The following is a 16,034-nucleotide window of genomic DNA, read 5'->3' on the forward strand; positions in this document are numbered from 1 at the left end:
AAGGATGGGCCGGCACATTGAGGAAAATAGCCATGACGACGCGTCAGCCGCTGTACAAATCGCTGTATATCCAGGTGATCATCGCCATCACCATCGGTATCTTGCTGGGTCACTTCTATCCCGACACCGGTGTGGCGCTCAAGCCGCTGGGTGACGGTTTCGTCAAACTGATCAAGATGGTCATCGCCCCCATCATCTTCTGCACCGTGGTCAGCGGCATCGCCGGCATGCAGAGCATGAAATCGGTCGGCAAGACCGGCGGCTACGCGCTGCTCTACTTCGAAATCGTCTCGACCATCGCGCTGATCATCGGCCTGGTCGTGGTCAACGTGGTCAAGCCGGGTGCCGGCATGCACATCGACGTGACCACCCTCAACGCCAGCAGCGTGGCTGCCTATGCCGCCGCCGGTGCGCAGCAGACCACCGTCGGCTTCCTGCTCAACATCATCCCCAACACCGTGGTCGGTGCCTTCGCCAACGGCGACATCCTGCAGGTGCTGATGTTCTCGGTGATCTTCGGTTTCGCCCTGCACCGCCTGGGTGCCTACGGCAAGCCGCTGCTGGACCTGATCGACCGCTTCGCCCACGTCATGTTCAACATCATCAACATGATCATGAAGCTGGCCCCGATCGGTGCCTTCGGTGCCATGGCCTTCACCATCGGCCAGTACGGCGTGGGTTCGCTGGTGCAGCTGGGCTACCTGATGGCCTGCTTCTACATCACCTGCCTGCTGTTCATCCTGGTGATTCTGGGCGGTATCGCCCGTGCCCACGGCTTCAGCGTACTCAAGCTGATCCGCTACATCCGTGAAGAGCTGATGATCGTGCTCGGCACCTCGTCGTCCGAGTCGGCCCTGCCACGCATGCTGGCCAAGATGGAGCGTCTGGGCGCGAAGAAATCGGTGGTTGGCCTGGTGATCCCGACCGGCTACTCGTTCAACCTGGACGGCACCTCGATCTACCTGACCATGGCTGCGGTGTTCATCGCCCAGGCCACCGACACCACCATGGACATCACCCACCAGATCACCCTGCTGCTGGTGCTGCTGGTGGCCTCCAAGGGTGCTGCAGGCGTTACCGGCAGCGGCTTCATCGTGCTGGCCGCGACCCTGTCGGCGGTCGGCCACCTGCCGGTTGCCGGCCTGGCGCTGATCCTGGGTATCGACCGCTTCATGTCCGAAGCCCGCGCCCTGACCAACCTGATCGGCAACGCGGTGGCAACCGTGGTGGTGGCCAAGTGGGTCAACGAGCTGGACGAAGACAAGCTGCAAGCCGAGCTGGCTTCGGGTGGTTCGCCGCTGGTCGACACCCGTCCTACCGACGACCTGGGTGTCGCCGAAGGTGCGGTACGCCAGGGCTGAGGTTAGCCAAACGCAAAAAGCCCATCTTCGGATGGGCTTTTTTTTGCGCCTGTGCAGGCGTCTTCGCCGCAAGGCCGGCTCCTGCAGGGCGCTGGCTTGCCGGCGAAGCGTCTACTCCACCCGCGTCTCGCCGGTGAACACCAGCGTCTGCCGACACCGCCGGCACAGATACCGCCGCCCCTGGCGCACCAGCCCGTGGCGCTGCGCCGAGAACGGAAAGTCACTGCCCGCACATGGGCACTTGTAGATGTAGCGGGTCACGCTGCGGCGCTTGACTGCATAGTTGTGGCAGCGGTTGGGTGGCAGCTCGTACACCCCGCGCATGATCAGCTGCCACTCCTCGCCATGGGGCTGGATGCGGTCGCCGAACAGTTGATGCGCCACCAGGTGCGCGACTTCGTGGGGCACGGTCTGGCGCAGGAAGTCTTCACTGTTCTCGCGGTACAGCTGCAGGTTGAAGCGCAGCAGGTTTTCGTGCAGGTGCGCGACACCGGCCTTCTGCCCGCGCAGCTTGAAGCTCACCTCGGGACGCAGGAAGGGGCGCTTGAAAAAACTTTCGGCTTGCTGGTAACAGCTTTCGACGCGGGAATTGAGCAGCTCTGGCATATCGGTTGGACACTCCTGGCCGGCAATTATGCCGCAACCCGGGCGGCGCTGCCGAGACCGCTGGTCCGCACAGCATCAAGCCGCCTTGCGGCGGCCTGATGGGTACAGCCCCTAGGTTGGCGTATTGTCTAGCTGGTATAGACGGGCCCCACGCCCAGTCCCCAGACGATCACGGTGAAGGCCATGATGGCAACCAGCACCACCAGCCCCACCGCCAGCACCGAACTCGAGAACAGAAAGCCCTCGTCGGACGGGATGTTCATGAAGGTCGGCAGGCCCACGTACAGCAGGTACACCGTGTAGCAGATGGCTGCCGTGCCGACGATCATTCCCAGCCACAGGTGCGGGTACAGCGCCGCCAGGCCGCCGATGAACAGCGGGGTGGCGGTGTAGGTGGCGAACGCGATGCACTGGGCCATGCTCGGGGTGGCGTCGTAGGTGCGCGCCATCCAGTGGATGAAGGCGCCCATCACCGCGACGCCGCCCAGCATGGCCAGGTAGGACATCACGGTCATCCAGATCGCACTGTCGACGGTGAGCATGACCGGTGCGCGGTTGCCGATCACCCAGCCCACCTGGGTGGTGCCGATGAACGCGGAAACGGCGGGTATCGCCGCCAGTATCAAGGTGTGGGTCAGGTACATGTGGCTGATGGTTTCGTCTTCGCCACGGATTTCTTTCCATTCCTGGTCAGGATGGGTGAACAGCCCCAGAACGTGATGGATCATGCCAGTCACTCCCTCGTTGTTGCCATCGCCCCCCAGCGGAGCGCTTGCGCGGCCCAGTGGCTGGGCCTGACGGGATCAGGTCACGCTTGCTGTGGCCTTATGACGCAGTATAGGAAGGGGTTCGCTGCACAAATCCGCTTTTTTAGAGCAAATTGCGCTGTAAGCGCGGCGCTTCATTTCCTTGCAGTCTTTATCGGATGGGCTACGCGAGCGTCAGGTTTGTGCGTAAAATGTGCCGCTTTTGTCACACCTTGCGGATTCAATCGCCATGGGCACCCTTTCGGTCAACCAGAACAAACTGCAAAAACGCCTGCGTCGCCTTGCCGGCGAAGCCGTCGCCGACTTCAACATGATCGAAGAGGGCGACAAGGTCATGGTCTGCCTGTCGGGCGGCAAAGACAGCTACACCATGCTCGATGTTCTGCTGCACCTGCAGAAAGTGGCGCCGATCAAGTTCGACATCGTCGCGGTCAACATGGACCAGAAGCAGCCAGGCTTCCCCGAGCACATCCTGCCGGCCTACCTCGCGACCCTGGGCATCGAGTACCACATCGTCGAGAAAGACACCTATTCGGTGGTCAAGGAACTGATCCCGGAAGGCAAGACCACCTGCTCGCTGTGCTCGCGCCTGCGTCGCGGCACGCTGTACACCTTCGCCGACGAGATCGGTGCGACCAAGATGGCCCTGGGGCATCACCGCGACGATATCGTCGAGACCTTCTTTCTCAACATGTTCTTCAACGGCACGCTCAAGGCCATGCCGCCCAAGCTGCGCGCCGACGACGGTCGCAACGTGGTGATCCGTCCGCTAGCCTACTGCGCCGAGAAGGACATCCAGGCCTACTCGGACATGAAGCAATTCCCGATCATCCCGTGCAACCTGTGCGGCTCGCAGGAAAACCTGCAGCGCCAGGTGGTCAAGGACATGCTGGTGGAGTGGGAGCGCAAGACCCCGGGACGCACCGAGAGCATCTTCCGCGGCCTGCAGAACGTGGTGCCGTCGCAGCTGGCGGACCGCAACCTGTTCGACTTCACCAACCTGCGCATCGATGAGACCGCCACCCCGCGGTTCGTCGATGTGCTCAACATCTGACCGGCATGCGCGATTATCAGTGGCTGCATGAATTCTGCCTGAACCGCTTCGGTTCGGCGGCGGCGCTCGAGGCGCACCTGCCCGAGCCGTTGAGCCCGGCGCAGCTGCGCCAGATCAGCGACGACCGCTACCTCTCGACCATGGCCCTGCGGGTGTTTCGCGCCGGGCTCAAGCACAGCCTGGTGGACGCCAAGTGGCCGGCGTTCGAGCAGGTGTTCTTCGGCTTCGACCCAGAGAAGGTGGTGCTGATGGGCGCCGAGCACCTGGAGCGGCTGATGCAGGACACCCGCATCATCCGCCACCTGGGCAAGCTCAAGAGCGTGCCGCGCAATGCGCAGTTCATGCTCGACGTGGCCAGGGAGAAGGGCAGTTTCGGTGCGTTGATCGCCGACTGGCCGGTGACCGACATCGTCGGCCTGTGGAAGTACCTGGCCAAGCAGGGCAACCAGATGGGCGGGCTGTCGGCGCCGCGTTTTCTGCGCATGGTCGGCAAGGACACCTTCGTGCCGAGCAATGACGTGGTGGCGGCGCTGGTGGCGCAGGATGTGATCGACCGGCAGCCGACCAGCCAGCGCGACCTGGCCACCGTGCAGCAGGCGTTCAACCAGTGGCATGCCCAGAGCGGGCGGCCGATGTGCCAGTTGTCGATGATGCTGGCGTATACCGTCAACCATTGAGATCGACGGTGTCGCAATCGCGGGTCAAGCCCGCTCCCACAAGGACCGTGGTAATCCTGTGGGAGCGGGCTTGACCCGCGATAGGCGCGCCGCCTATCAGACGCCTTCCCCCGCCACCCGCCGCTCATACTGAAAGCGCCAGCGCACAAACAGCAGCGCACTCACGAACAGCACCAGGCTGATCCCCACTTCCAGCCACCCCAGCAGCGCCCGCGCCGGGTCGAACGCGGCCAGCACGCCCTTGATGAAGTACAGGTTCACCACGAAGCACGTCCACGCATGGGCCCGTGCACTGCCCATCAGCATGCCCGGCAGCACCAGCAGCAACGGCACCAGCTCGATGGCCAGGATCACCCCCACGCGCGCGCCGTGCAGGTTGGCGAACCACAGGTTGTTCACCGTCAGCAACGCCATCAGGCTGAAAAACGCCACCAGGCTCAGCACCCGGGTAGCGCGCACACGTGGCTCCAGCCACTCCAGCGGCGGCAGCACCTTGGGCTTCTTAGCCACGGCCGTTCTCCAGCAGTTTGGCAGTGCTCGCCAGGCGCTGGCCCAGGGCACGGCACAGGGCGATCTCGTCGGCGTCCAGGTCGCGCTTGCCATCGGCCCCGGCATGGTGGCTGGCGCCATACGGCGTGCCGCCGCCCCGGGTGTCGAGCAAGGCCGATTCGCTGTAGGGCAGCCCCATGATCAGCATGCCGTGGTGCATCAGCGGCAGCAGCATCGACAGCAGGGTCGACTCCTGGCCGCCATGCAGGCTGGCCGTGGAGGTGAACGCCGCCGCTGGCTTGCCCACCAGCCCGCCACTCAGCCACAGGCTGCTGGTGCCGTCGATGAAATACTTGAGCGGCGCGGCCATGTTGCCGAAGCGCGTCGGGCTGCCCAGGGCCAGGCCCGAGCAATGGCGCAGGTCGTCGAGGGTGGCATACAGCGCGCCGTTCTCGGGGATGTCGGGGGCCACCGCTTCACACTCGGTGGAAATCGCCGGCACCGTGCGCAGGCGCGCCTCCAGCCCACCCAGTTCGACGCCACGGGCAATCTGCCGGGCCATTTCGCTGGTGGAGCCGTGGCGGCTGTAGAACAGGATCAGGACATAGGGCGCGCTCACGGCAGAATCTCCAGCACCTTCTCGGGCGGCCGGCCAATCACGGCCTTGTTGCCCGCCACCAGGATCGGGCGTTCGATCAGCTTGGGGTGCCGGGCCATGGCGTCGATCAACTGGTCGTCGCTCAGAGCCGGGTCGGCCAGGCCCAGGGTCTTGTATTCGTCTTCGCCACTGCGCAGCAGCTGGCGCGCGCCGATGCCCAGCTTGCCGAACAGGGCCTTGAGGGTGGCGGCGTCGGGTGGGGTTTCCAGGTAGCGCACCACCTCCGGGGTCAGGCCACGGGCTTCGAGCAATTCCAGCGCGCCACGGGACTTGGAGCAGCGCGGGTTGTGATACAGGGTCAGTTCGGTCATGTTCGGGGTCGCATCCGGCAGGGGGTGGCGGCTATTCTAACCGCAGCGAATTGGCATTTTGCCTGAATCTTGAAGAAGGATTGACCCATGACAAGGCGATTGGCAGCAGCCCTGGCCATCACCGCGAGCCTGTTGCTCGGCGGATGCGGTGTGGACTACGGCCTCGACCAGAACGGCAATGCGGTGAAAGCCGAGCAGATCGAAGGGCGCTGGGTGGTGCTCAACTACTGGGCCGAATGGTGCGGGCCGTGCCGCACCGAGATCCCCGAACTGAACGCAGCCGCCAAGGACTGGCAGGCGCAGGGGATCACCGTACTGGGGGTGAATTTCGACGGCTTGCGCGGCGATGAGCTGAAAAAGGCCAGCCAGGCGCTGGGCATTGACTTCACCGTGCTGGCCGACGACCCGGCCGAGCGCTACGACCTGCCGCGCAGCGAGGCGCTGCCGGTGACCTACATCATCGACGACAAGGGCAAGGTGCGTGAGCAGTTGATGGGCGAGCAGACGGCCGAGGGGCTGGCCGAGAAGATCAAGTTGCTAAAGGGCGCCTGATCGGCGGTGCGCCCATCGCGGGTCAAGCCCGCTCCCACAGCGTTGTGGGGGCGGGCCTGGGCCGCGATGCAGGCGATGCGGTCTGTCAGCCTTCCTCAGGCCAGAAGCGCAGTGGCTTGCCCTGTTCGGGCCAGAAGCGCACCTGCTCGATCGGCGAGATGTCCCAGCGTTGCACGGTCTCCAGCGCCTTCAGAAAGCGCTTTTCCTGCTCCATCAGCGCCGGCGCGCACTGCTTGCGCGTGCTGCCCACCGGGCCAAAGCTGAGTTTCTCGCCGTCCAGCGTATACGGCGCAAACCAGTGGTTGCAGCCGGCATTGCCATACGCCCGGCCATCCTCGGCCAGCGTCAGGGTCAGGTGGCTGTAGTCGATCAGCGGACGTTCGCCAATCCACTCCAGCACGTAGCTCTGTTCCTGTTGCAGCTTCATCGGCTCGGCTGCGCAACCGGCCAGGGTCGCGACCACCGCTGCACAGACCATCACGGGTTTCACTTTGCAGCCTCCTGGCATTTCGGGCACAGGTGCTTGTCGCCCTGTGTGCACCAACCCAATTCGGCGATGCGCGCCACGGCCGCCGGCTTCTGCGCCTTGGTGCCCAGTTTGGCATCCACGGCGAATTCGAAGTCCAGGGTGGCCTGGCAGCCATCGCAGTTGACCTGCCATGCATGAATCGCCAGCTCGCCGAACACCGGGCCCGCCGCTACCGCCACCCACTGGCCGGTGGGGTTGATCAGGTGGCGCACGGTCTCGACCGTCAGGCGCATCGACAGGGTCTTGCTGCCCTTGAGGGTCACCAGCAGTACGTCGCCTTTCTGGATCGAGCCACCGTTGCCGGTGACCTGATAGCGACCGGGTACCAGCGAGCGGCATTCGATCAGGGTGTGTTGCGGATTGAACAGGGTGTAGCGGAAATCGTGTTCGACCATGGGTCCTCCAAATATGGCGCGTATCCTAGCATCATCCCTCGACCAGATTCTGCGGATTGCCTGCCGCCCAGCGGGCAATGTTCTCCAGCGTGGTGGCGGCGATCGCCGCCAGTGCCTCGCGGGTCAGGAAGGCCTGGTGCGCGGTCACGATCACGTTGGGGAAGGTCAGCAGCCGCGCCAGCACGTCGTCCTGCAACGGCAGGTCGGAGCGGTCCTCGAAAAAGATCTGCGCCTCTTCCTCGTACACGTCCAGCCCCAGGTAGCCGAGCTGGCCGCTCTTGAGCGCGTCGATCAGCGCCGGTGTGTCGACCAGCGCGCCGCGCCCGGTATTGATCAGCATGGCGCCCGGCTGCAGGCTGGCCAGGCTCTGCGGGTTGATCAGGTGCCGGGTCTGCGGCGTGAGCGGGCAGTGCAGGCTGATGATGCGCGATTCGCGCAGCAGCTCCGGCAGGTCCAGGTAACGTGCACCCAGCGCCTCCACCTCGGCGTTGGGGTAGGGGTCGTACGCCAGCAGCTGGCAGCCGAAGCCTGCCATGATCCGCGCAAACGCCAGGCCGATCTGGCCGGTGCCGACCACGCCGACGGTCTTGCCGTGCAGGTCGAAACCGGTCAGCCCGTGCAGGCTGAAATCGCCCTCGCGAGTGCGGTTATAGGCACGGTGCAGGCGGCGATTGAGGGCAAGAATCAGGGCCACGGCGTGTTCGGCCACCGCATGCGGCGAGTAGGCCGGCACCCGCACCACCGTCAGCCCAAGGCGCTTGGCGGCGGCCAGGTCGACATGGTTGTAGCCGGCCGAGCGCAGCGCGATCAGGCGCGTGCCGCCGGCCTTGAGGCGGCTCAGCACCGGCGCCGAGAGGTCGTCGTTGATGAACGCGCACACCACCTCGTAGCCTTCGGCCAGTGCCGCGGTGTCTTCGGTCAGGCGCGCGCCTTGAAAGTGCAGCGCCAGTTGCGTGGCTCCTGGCGCGCTGCTGAAGCTGTCCTGGTCATAGTGTTGGCTGCTGAAGAGCAAGGCTTGCATGGCATGGTTCCCAAGGGTCGGATGCCGTCAGTGTAACCAACCGGCAAGGCCCGGGCCTTGCCAGAGATCAGGCGCTCTGGCGGGCCACGGTCGTCAGGCGGTTGATGGCCTGGTCCAGTTCGTCGAGGGCACGCTGGGCCTCGGGGTCGTCCTGCTTGAGCAGGGTTTCGCTGCGCTGGCAGGCGGCGCGCAGCTGCGGTACGCCGCAATAGCGCGTGGCGCCATTGAGTCGGTGCACGCGCTCGATGGTGGCGTGGCGGTCGTCGGCCTCGCGGGCGCAGCGGATCGCGTCGCGGTCGGCATCCAGCGAAGCCAGCAGCATGGCCAGCATGTCGGCGGCCAGGTCTGGCTTGCCTGCCGCCAGGCGCAGGCCTTCCTCAGGGTCCAGCACCTTCAGGTCGTTGCCGTCGACCGGCAGTTCGGCGCCGCGCTCGTTGGTCGGGCTGCCCAGTTGCAGGCCGGTCCACTTCAGCACCACCTGGGCCAGCTGGCGCTCACTGATCGGCTTGGTCAGGTAGTCGTCCATGCCGCTGTGCAGCAGGGCGCGCTTCTCGTTGGCCATGGCATGCGCGGTCAAGGCCACGATCGGCAAGGCCGGAGCGCTGCGCGTGGCTTCCCACTGGCGGATCTGTTCGGTGCATTCGCGCCCGTCCATCACCGGCATCTGTACGTCCATCAGCACCAGGTCGAAGTGCTCGTCCTGCACTGCGCTGATCGCCGCATGGCCGCTGTCCACCGCCAGCACATCGGCGCCGAGGTCTTCGAGCAGGGTCTGCACCAGCAGCAGGTTGGCCGGGTTGTCGTCCACGCACAGCACGCGGGGCTGGCGCTGGCCGCTGGGCACCTTGTATTCGCCGCTGGTGCGCCTGGGCTGCACCAGCTCGAGCAGGGCCCGGCGCACCTTGCGCGTACACGCAGGCTTGGCGTGCAACTGGCCGTGGGCATTGGGCAGGTGCGGGTGGTACAGCGCCTGTTCGGTGGTGGGGCACAGCACCAGGGCCTGACAGGCAAAGTGCTCCAGGCGCTGGATGTACTGGCCCAGACGCTCGGGCGCCAGCGATTGCAGGTTGACCCCCATGATCGCCAGCTCGAACGGCTGGCCGGCAAGGAAGGCGGCCTCGATGCCCTTGAGCAACTGCTCGCTGGTGGTGAAGGTGGTCACGTCCAGGCCGCAGTCCTGCATCTGGTGCGCCAATGCCTGGCGGGCCAGTTCGTGGTCGTCTACGATTGCCATGCGCCGGCCTTGCAGCGCCTGGGGTGGCAGGTCCTCGGCGTCGTCGCGGGCCTTGGGCAGATTGAGGCTGATCCAGAACTGCGAACCCTCGCCCGGGGTACTGTCGACGCCGATCTCGCCGCCCATCTGTTCGATCAGGCGCTTGGAGATCACCAGCCCCAGGCCGGTGCCGCCGGGCTGGCGCGACAGCGAGTTGTCGGCCTGACTGAAGGCCTGGAACAGGGCACGCACATCCTGGCTGGACAGGCCGATGCCGGTGTCCTGCACGCAGATGCGCAATTGCACGCTGTCTTCGGTTTCGTCATCGAGCATGGCGCGGGCAACGATGGTGCCTTCGCGGGTGAACTTGATCGCATTGCTCACCAGGTTGGTGAGGATCTGCTTGAGCCGCAGCGGGTCGCCCACCAGCGACAGCGGGGTGTCGCGGTACACCAGGCTGACCAGTTCGAGCTGCTTGGCGTGGGCCGCCGGGGCGAGGATGGTCAGGGTGTCCTGGATCAGGTCGCGCAGGTTGAACGGGATGCTGTCGAGCACCAGCTTGCCTGCCTCGATCTTGGAGAAGTCGAGGATCTCGTTGATGATTCCCAGCAGGCTGTCGGCGGATTTTTCGATGGTACCCAGGTAGTCGAGCTGGCGCGGGGTCAGTTCGCTTTTCTGCAGCAGGTGGGTAAAGCCCAGGATGCCGTTGAGCGGCGTGCGGATCTCGTGGCTCATGTTGGCCAGGAATTCGGACTTGATGCGGCTGGCTTCCAGGGCTTCCTTGCGCGCCATGTCCAGCTCGATGTTCTGGATCTCGATGGTCTCAAGGTTCTGGCGCACGTCCTCGGTGGCCTGGTCGATGCTGTGCTGCAGCTCTTCATGGGCGTTGTGCAGGGTTTCGGCCATGCGGTTGATGCCATTGGCCAGTTCATCCAGCTCATGGCTGCCCAGGCTCGGCAGGCGCTGTTCGAGGTTGCCGTCCTTGAGCTGGTTGACCGCGAACTTGATCTGCCCGATGGGGCCGTTGATGGTGCGGCTCATGCGCAGCGCCAGCAGGGCGGTCGCGCCCAGGCCCACCAGAATCAGCAGCAGGCTGGCGAACAGGCTGCGGTAGCCGCGCAGCAGCGTGCCATCGTGGGACAGCTCGATCTCGACCCAGCCCAGCAGGCGGTCGGCTTCACCGGGAACCCGTTCGCCGGCCAGCTCGCGATGGCGGCCGAACACCGGCAACAGGTAGCGCGTGGCATCGTTGCCGCTGCGTTGCAGCAACTGGGTGCCGCCACCGCTGGGCTGCTGGTTGAGCATGCTCGGGCCGGCGTGGGCCAGGTGGCTGCGGTCGGGGTGCAGAAACGACACGGCGCGCACGTCGGCCTGCTCCAGCGCCTCGGCGGCGATGCGCTCGAGCTGCGCCGAATCGTTGCGGGCCAGCACCGGGGCCACCAGGGGCGCCAGTTGCTCGGCGATCATGCGACCGCGTTGCAGCAGCTGGGCCTGCAGTTCGCTTTGCTGCAACCAGGTGAAGTAACCACCCAGCACCAGCGCCATCATGCTGGCCGGGAGCAGGGCGAGCAGCAGTACGCGGCTTCCGATTCCCAATCGATTCAGCACGCCCACTCTCCTGTGCTCGGTTAGCGCTGTAGGACCTTCGTCGGCATGTTCCGACGACCCAACTCTGAAAATTACCGCGACTGTGTATCTAATGCACTCATTTGTATCTGTTTTTGTCGATTGTAGGAGGCGCAGGTGCTTTTGTCGGCGCGTGTTGCTTGCATGGGGGGAATGCTCAATAATCGAGCGATTGAGAATTGCTAGCACCCGCCAATGAATCCCGTCGCCATTAACGCCTCAAACATACTTGCCATCGAGGACGATCCGGTCCTGGGTGCCCACCTGCACGAGCAGCTCGAGCGCAGCGGGTTTCTGGTGACCTGGTGCCGCGATGGCCGCGAAGGGCTGCAGATGGCTCGCCAGCGCAGCTTCGATGTGGTGCTGATGGATATCCTGCTGCCCGGCCTGAACGGGTTGGATGCCTTGGCGCGGCTGCGCGAGAAGAGCTCGATACCGGTGATCCTGATGTCGGCGCTGGGCGCCGAAGGCGATCGCATCACCGGCTTCCAGCGCGGCGCCGACGACTACCTGCCCAAACCGTTCAGCATGGTCGAGCTGCGCGTGCGCATCGAGGCGATCCTGCGGCGGGTGGCGCTGGAGCGCCGGCACCAGCCGGGGGAGGGCACGCCCGCGGGCGAACTGGTGTTCGATGAACTGGCCTGCGATGTGCTCCACGGGCAGCAGCGGGCCGGCCTGACCTTAAGCGAGTACCGCCTGCTCGACACCCTGCACCGCAGCCATGAAGAGGTGTTGAGCAAGGCATTCCTTTATCAGCACGTATTGCAGCGCGGCTATGCCCGGCATGACCGCAGCCTGGACATGCACGTGAGCCAGATCCGCCGCAAGCTCAAGGCCATCGGTTACCTGGAGCGCCAGGTGCGCACGGTGTGGGGCAAGGGCTATGTGCTCAGCGCCAGCGAGGACCTGTAGGTGCTCAGCCGTCATTCCCTGTTCTGGAAGCTGGCCTTGCTACTGGTGGTGTTCTGCCTGCTGATGATTGCCCTGAGCTGGCAGTGGGGCCGGCACATGGAGATCCGCAACGCCTACCTGTCGCCCAAGGCGCGCGCCACCCTGGAAGACTACGCCCGCGAGGCCGAAAACGCCGTGCGCCGCGGCGGGCAGGCCGGCGTGGATGCGTGGCTGACGCAGATGCACGAGCGCGAGCGCGGTTTCGTGGGCGTGATCGGCAGCGACCTGCAATCGCTGGGCAGCGTGCCGCTGACCGACGCCCAGAGCCAGCGCCTGACGTTTCTGCGCGGCACCGACTGGCCGGTCAGCCGGCATTCGGCGCGCTCGCCGTGGATGCTCGTGCCGTTCCCGGACGACTCCAGCCTGGGCAGCCTGGTGATCGAACTGCCGCGGCGGCTGATGCCGGGGCGCCTGAACATGCTGTTCTGGCGCATGGTCACCAACGGCCTGATCCCCGGCTTGCTGACCCTGGTGTTCTGCGTGGGCCTGTATCGCATGCTGATTCGCCCGCTGAGCCAGTTGCGCGAGCAGGCCAATGCCTGGCGCGCCGACCGGCTCACCGCGCGGGTGGCCAGCGACACCACCAGCCGCAAGGACGAGTTCGGCGAGCTGGGGCGCGCCTTCGACGACATGGCCGAGCGCCTGCAGGGCACGGTGGCCCTGCAGCAGCAGTTGCTGCGCGACCTGTCCCATGAAATGCGCACGCCGCTGAGCCGCCTGCGGGTGGCCAGCGAGGGCGAGACCGACCTGGAGGCGCTGCGCGAACGCCTGGGCCGGGAAGTGGACAACATGCAGCGCCTGGTGGAAGACGCCCTGCAACTGGCCTGGCTGGACGCCGAGCGCACGCAGTTGGTCAGCGAACCGATCCAGGTGCAGGCGTTGTGGGAGATGCTGGCGGAGGATGCCTGCTTCGAAAGTGGCTGGCCGCGGGAGCAACTGGTGTGCACGCTGGGGGCCGACTGCTGGGTGCAGGGCAACCTCAACAGCCTGGCCCAGGCGTTGGAGAACATTCTGCGCAATGCCATTCGCCACTCGCCGCCGGGCGGGGTGATACGCCTGGCGGGAAGCCGCCAGGGGGGCCAGTGGCTGCTGTGGCTGGAGGACGAAGGCGGAGGCGTGGACGAGGCCCAGCTGGAACACATCTTTGCGCCGTTCACCCGCCTGGACGACTCGCGGCCGGGGAACGGCGGCTTCGGCCTGGGCCTGAGCATTGCGCGCAATGCCCTGCAGCGTCAGAGCGGGCAGCTGTGGGCGCAGAACAACGCCAAGGGCTTGCGGGTGAACATGCAGCTGCCGGCGGTGATCTAGCACCGCTTCGGCTGTAGGCGCCGGCCTTGCCGGCCAATGCACCACCACCGTTTCAAGTTGCTGCGCGCGGGCTGCTTATATCCCTCGGCTATAACCCTCAACCATTGCGTGATATGGGCCAAAGCCGTTTGCCGGTATGATAGGCGCCCCCGCAGTCTGGATTGCGAAATACGCCATGACCTTGCAGTACCCTACCATCGCCGATTGCGTCGGCAACACGCCCCTGGTTCGCCTGCAGCGCATGGCCGGCGAGACCAGCAATACCCTCCTGCTCAAGCTCGAAGGCAACAATCCGGCAGGCTCGGTCAAGGACCGGCCGGCGTTGTCGATGATCACCCGTGCCGAACTGCGCGGGCAGATCAAGCCAGGCGCCACGCTGATCGAGGCGACCTCCGGCAACACCGGTATCGCCCTGGCGATGGCAGCGGCGATCAAGGGCTACAAGATGATCCTGATCATGCCCGACAACTCCAGCGCCGAACGCAAGGCCGCCATGACCGCCTATGGCGCCGAGCTGATCCTGGTCAGCAAGGAAGAAGGCATGGAGGGCGCCCGCGACCTCGCCGAGCGCCTGCAGGCCGAAGGCCGTGGCCAGGTGCTCGACCAGTTCGGCAACGGTGACAACCCCGAAGCCCACTACGTCAGCACCGGCCCGGAAATCTGGCAGCAGACCGGCGGCAGCATCACCCATTTCGTCAGCTCCATGGGCACCACGGGCACCATCATGGGCTGCTCGCGCTACCTCAAGGAGCAGAACCCCAACGTGCAGATCGTCGGCCTGCAACCGATGGAAGGCTCGGCGATCCCCGGGATCCGTCGCTGGCCCCACGAGTACCTGCCGAAGATCTTCGACGCCAGCCGCGTCGACCGTGTGGTCGACATGGCCCAGAGCGAAGCCGAAGAAACTACCCGCCGGCTGGCCCGCGAAGAGGGCATTTTCTGTGGCGTGTCCTCCGGTGGTGCGGTGGCGGCCATGCTGCGCCTGTCGCGCGAGCTGGAAAACGCGGTAATGGTGGCGATCATCTGTGACCGTGGCGACCGTTACCTGTCGACCGGCATCTTCGACGCGGCCAACTGATGTCCAAGGCCAAACGCAATGGCGGTCTGCGCTTCCAGCCGACCGGTGGTACCCGTGCGCCCCAGGTGCCAACGGGCAAGAAGCAGCGCCTGAGCATCGAGCGCCTGGCCGGTGACGGCCGCGGCATCGCCTTCTTCGAAGGGCGCACCTGGTTCGTCAGCGGCGCCCTGGCCGGTGAAGAGGTCGAGGCACGGGTACTCAATGCCCACGGCAAGGTGGTCGAGGCACGCCTGGAGCGTGTGTTCAGCCCCAGCGAGGCGCGGCGCCCGGCGCCGTGCAAGCACTTCGATCGCTGTGGCGGCTGCAACCTGCAGCACCTGCCCCATGCCGCTCAACTCGAACTCAAGCAGCGCCTGCTGGCCGAGCAGTTGCAGCGGGTCGCCGGCGTGGTGCCCGAGCAGTGGGCCGCGCCGTTGTCCGGCCCCGAATTCGGTTACCGCCGGCGCGCCCGCGTGGCGGTGCGCTGGGACGCCAAGGCCCGGAAGCTCGACGTGGGCTTTCGCGCCGAAGCCAGCCAGGACATCGTCGCCATCGACGACTGCCCGGTGCTGGTACAACCCTTGCAGTCGATACTGCGTCACCTGCCGCTGCTGTTGCAGAGCCTGAGCAAGCCACAGGTGGTGGGGCACGTGGAGCTGTTCAGCGGCACCGCCCTGGCACTGCTGCTGCGCCATACCGCGCCACTGGTCGAGGCCGACCTGGCACGTTTGCAGGCGTTCTGCAGCGAGGCGGGTGTACAACTCTGGTTACAAGGTGAGGGGCAACCGGCCCCGGCCAATCCAGCGGACACGCTAGGGTTTACCCTGGAACCGTGGAATCTGGAATTGGCCTACAGGCCAGGTGACTTCGTGCAGGTCAATGCCCAGGTCAACACCGCGATGATCGAGCAGGCCCTGGCATGGCTTGCGCCACAGGCCGACGAGCGTGTGCTGGACTTGTTCTGCGGCCTTGGCAACTTCGCCCTGCCGCTGGCCCGGCAGGCCCGCGAAGTGGTGGCGGTGGAAGGGGTGCAGGCCATGGTCGATCGGGCCGCGGCCAATGCCCAACGCAACAAACTGCATAACACGCAGTTTTTTCAGGCCGATTTATCCCAGCCTCTGGCGACTTCAGGCTGGGCGGCAGGAGGCTTTTGTGCGGTACTCTTGGACCCACCGCGCGACGGTGCCTTCGAGGTGGTGCGCAACATCGCCGCACTTGGCGCCCGACGTCTGGTCTACGTGTCGTGCAACCCGGCGACGCTGGCCCGCGACACCGTCGAGCTGGTCAAGCAGGGGTACCGGTTAAAATGTGCCGGGATCCTCGACATGTTTCCGCAGACTGCGCATGTCGAGGCCATGGCGTTATTCGAGGTGGGTTAGCGACGCTGGCCCGCCCGGTGTAGCCCCTTCGATCTGGCAGGGGCGACACCCGTGTTTTCAAGCGCATGAGCATGCGCTGT

Annotated in this window: 17 protein-coding genes; 8 read left to right on the forward strand and 9 right to left on the reverse strand. The window is 65.4% G+C overall.

Annotated features, from left to right (window positions below; all coding sequences use genetic code 11):
• Window positions 1–32 precede the first annotated feature (32 nt).
• Window positions 33–1,361 carry a dicarboxylate/amino acid:cation symporter gene (locus QMX96_RS03010; RefSeq protein WP_054914705.1) on the forward strand — a complete coding sequence of 443 codons (1,329 nt, stop codon included), beginning with the start codon at window positions 33–35 and terminating at the stop codon, window positions 1,359–1,361.
• A 111-nt stretch (window positions 1,362–1,472) separates the two neighbouring features.
• Here the strand turns inward: QMX96_RS03010 and QMX96_RS03015 are convergent, their stop codons facing one another.
• Window positions 1,473–1,967: a SprT family zinc-dependent metalloprotease gene (locus QMX96_RS03015; RefSeq protein ID WP_043862572.1), complete on the reverse strand. Its 495-nt coding sequence runs from the start codon at window positions 1,965–1,967 to the stop codon at window positions 1,473–1,475.
• A gap of 128 nt (window positions 1,968–2,095) precedes the next feature.
• Window positions 2,096–2,695: a Yip1 family protein gene (locus QMX96_RS03020; protein ID WP_043862571.1), complete on the reverse strand. Its 600-nt coding sequence runs from the start codon at window positions 2,693–2,695 to the stop codon at window positions 2,096–2,098.
• Window positions 2,696–2,963: 268 nt separating this feature from the next.
• On the opposite strand from QMX96_RS03020, the gene ttcA reads away from it, so the two are divergent.
• Together ttcA and QMX96_RS03030 are read left to right on the forward strand one after the other, a co-directional pair.
• Window positions 2,964–3,788, forward strand: a complete 825-nt coding sequence (gene ttcA, locus QMX96_RS03025) for a tRNA 2-thiocytidine(32) synthetase TtcA (protein ID WP_043862570.1) — start codon at window positions 2,964–2,966, stop codon at window positions 3,786–3,788.
• Window positions 3,789–3,793: 5 nt separating this feature from the next.
• Window positions 3,794–4,465, forward strand: coding sequence for a DNA-3-methyladenine glycosylase I (locus tag QMX96_RS03030; protein ID WP_054914703.1), 672 nt, complete (start codon window positions 3,794–3,796; stop codon window positions 4,463–4,465).
• A gap of 96 nt (window positions 4,466–4,561) precedes the next feature.
• Here the strand turns inward: QMX96_RS03030 and QMX96_RS03035 are convergent, their stop codons facing one another.
• From QMX96_RS03035 to arsC, 3 genes are read right to left on the reverse strand one after another with little or no spacing between them, the layout of a single operon-like run.
• Window positions 4,562–4,975 carry a DUF2069 domain-containing protein gene (locus tag QMX96_RS03035; RefSeq protein ID WP_043862568.1) on the reverse strand — a complete coding sequence of 138 codons (414 nt, stop codon included), beginning with the start codon at window positions 4,973–4,975 and terminating at the stop codon, window positions 4,562–4,564.
• Complete coding sequence (gene wrbA, locus QMX96_RS03040; RefSeq protein WP_282361166.1) at window positions 4,968–5,573, reverse strand: NAD(P)H:quinone oxidoreductase; 606 nt, start codon at window positions 5,571–5,573, stop codon at window positions 4,968–4,970. Before wrbA ends, QMX96_RS03035 begins: the two co-directional genes overlap by 8 nt.
• Complete coding sequence (arsC, locus tag QMX96_RS03045) at window positions 5,570–5,923, reverse strand: arsenate reductase (glutaredoxin) (protein ID WP_282361167.1); 354 nt, start codon at window positions 5,921–5,923, stop codon at window positions 5,570–5,572. Before arsC ends, wrbA begins: the two co-directional genes overlap by 4 nt.
• 87 nt (window positions 5,924–6,010) lie before the next feature.
• Between arsC and QMX96_RS03050 the strand changes: the two genes are divergently transcribed.
• The gene (locus QMX96_RS03050; protein ID WP_282361168.1) at window positions 6,011–6,475 is read left to right on the forward strand and encodes a TlpA disulfide reductase family protein; all 465 of its coding nucleotides are present in this window, start codon (window positions 6,011–6,013) and stop codon (window positions 6,473–6,475) included.
• An 85-nt stretch (window positions 6,476–6,560) separates the two neighbouring features.
• Here the strand turns inward: QMX96_RS03050 and QMX96_RS03055 are convergent, their stop codons facing one another.
• From QMX96_RS03055 to QMX96_RS03070, 4 genes are all read right to left on the reverse strand, one after another.
• A complete protein-coding gene (locus QMX96_RS03055; protein WP_078479811.1) occupies window positions 6,561–6,953 on the reverse strand; it encodes an META domain-containing protein in 393 nt (130 codons plus the stop codon).
• Between the two features lie 8 nt (window positions 6,954–6,961).
• Window positions 6,962–7,399, reverse strand: a complete 438-nt coding sequence (locus QMX96_RS03060) for a hypothetical protein (protein WP_058541001.1) — start codon at window positions 7,397–7,399, stop codon at window positions 6,962–6,964.
• A 31-nt stretch (window positions 7,400–7,430) separates the two neighbouring features.
• Window positions 7,431–8,420 carry a 2-hydroxyacid dehydrogenase gene (locus QMX96_RS03065; RefSeq protein WP_282361169.1) on the reverse strand — a complete coding sequence of 330 codons (990 nt, stop codon included), beginning with the start codon at window positions 8,418–8,420 and terminating at the stop codon, window positions 7,431–7,433.
• Between the two features lie 67 nt (window positions 8,421–8,487).
• Window positions 8,488–11,241 carry a response regulator gene (locus QMX96_RS03070; protein ID WP_282361170.1) on the reverse strand — a complete coding sequence of 918 codons (2,754 nt, stop codon included), beginning with the start codon at window positions 11,239–11,241 and terminating at the stop codon, window positions 8,488–8,490.
• A 213-nt stretch (window positions 11,242–11,454) separates the two neighbouring features.
• Between QMX96_RS03070 and QMX96_RS03075 the strand changes: the two genes are divergently transcribed.
• The 4 genes from QMX96_RS03075 to rlmD all read left to right on the forward strand — a co-directional run bounded on the left by QMX96_RS03075 (window position 11,455) and on the right by rlmD (window position 15,954).
• Window positions 11,455–12,171 (forward strand): response regulator transcription factor, encoded by a 717-nt coding sequence (locus tag QMX96_RS03075; RefSeq protein WP_043862560.1) that lies wholly within the window; start codon window positions 11,455–11,457, stop codon window positions 12,169–12,171.
• Window positions 12,172–13,518 carry a sensor histidine kinase gene (locus QMX96_RS03080; protein WP_282361171.1) on the forward strand — a complete coding sequence of 449 codons (1,347 nt, stop codon included), beginning with the start codon at window positions 12,172–12,174 and terminating at the stop codon, window positions 13,516–13,518.
• A 175-nt stretch (window positions 13,519–13,693) separates the two neighbouring features.
• The gene (gene cysM, locus QMX96_RS03085) at window positions 13,694–14,596 is read left to right on the forward strand and encodes a cysteine synthase CysM (RefSeq protein WP_162484876.1); all 903 of its coding nucleotides are present in this window, start codon (window positions 13,694–13,696) and stop codon (window positions 14,594–14,596) included.
• On the forward strand, window positions 14,596–15,954 hold the full coding sequence (gene rlmD / locus QMX96_RS03090; protein WP_088514027.1) for a 23S rRNA (uracil(1939)-C(5))-methyltransferase RlmD: 1,359 nt from the start codon (window positions 14,596–14,598) through the stop codon (window positions 15,952–15,954). Before cysM ends, rlmD begins: the two co-directional genes overlap by 1 nt.
• Window positions 15,955–16,034: the final 80 nt, after the last annotated feature.

This window comes from Pseudomonas sp. PS01300 (assembly GCF_029960155.1).
GTDB classification, from domain to species: Bacteria; Pseudomonadota; Gammaproteobacteria; order Pseudomonadales; family Pseudomonadaceae; genus Aquipseudomonas; species Aquipseudomonas palmensis.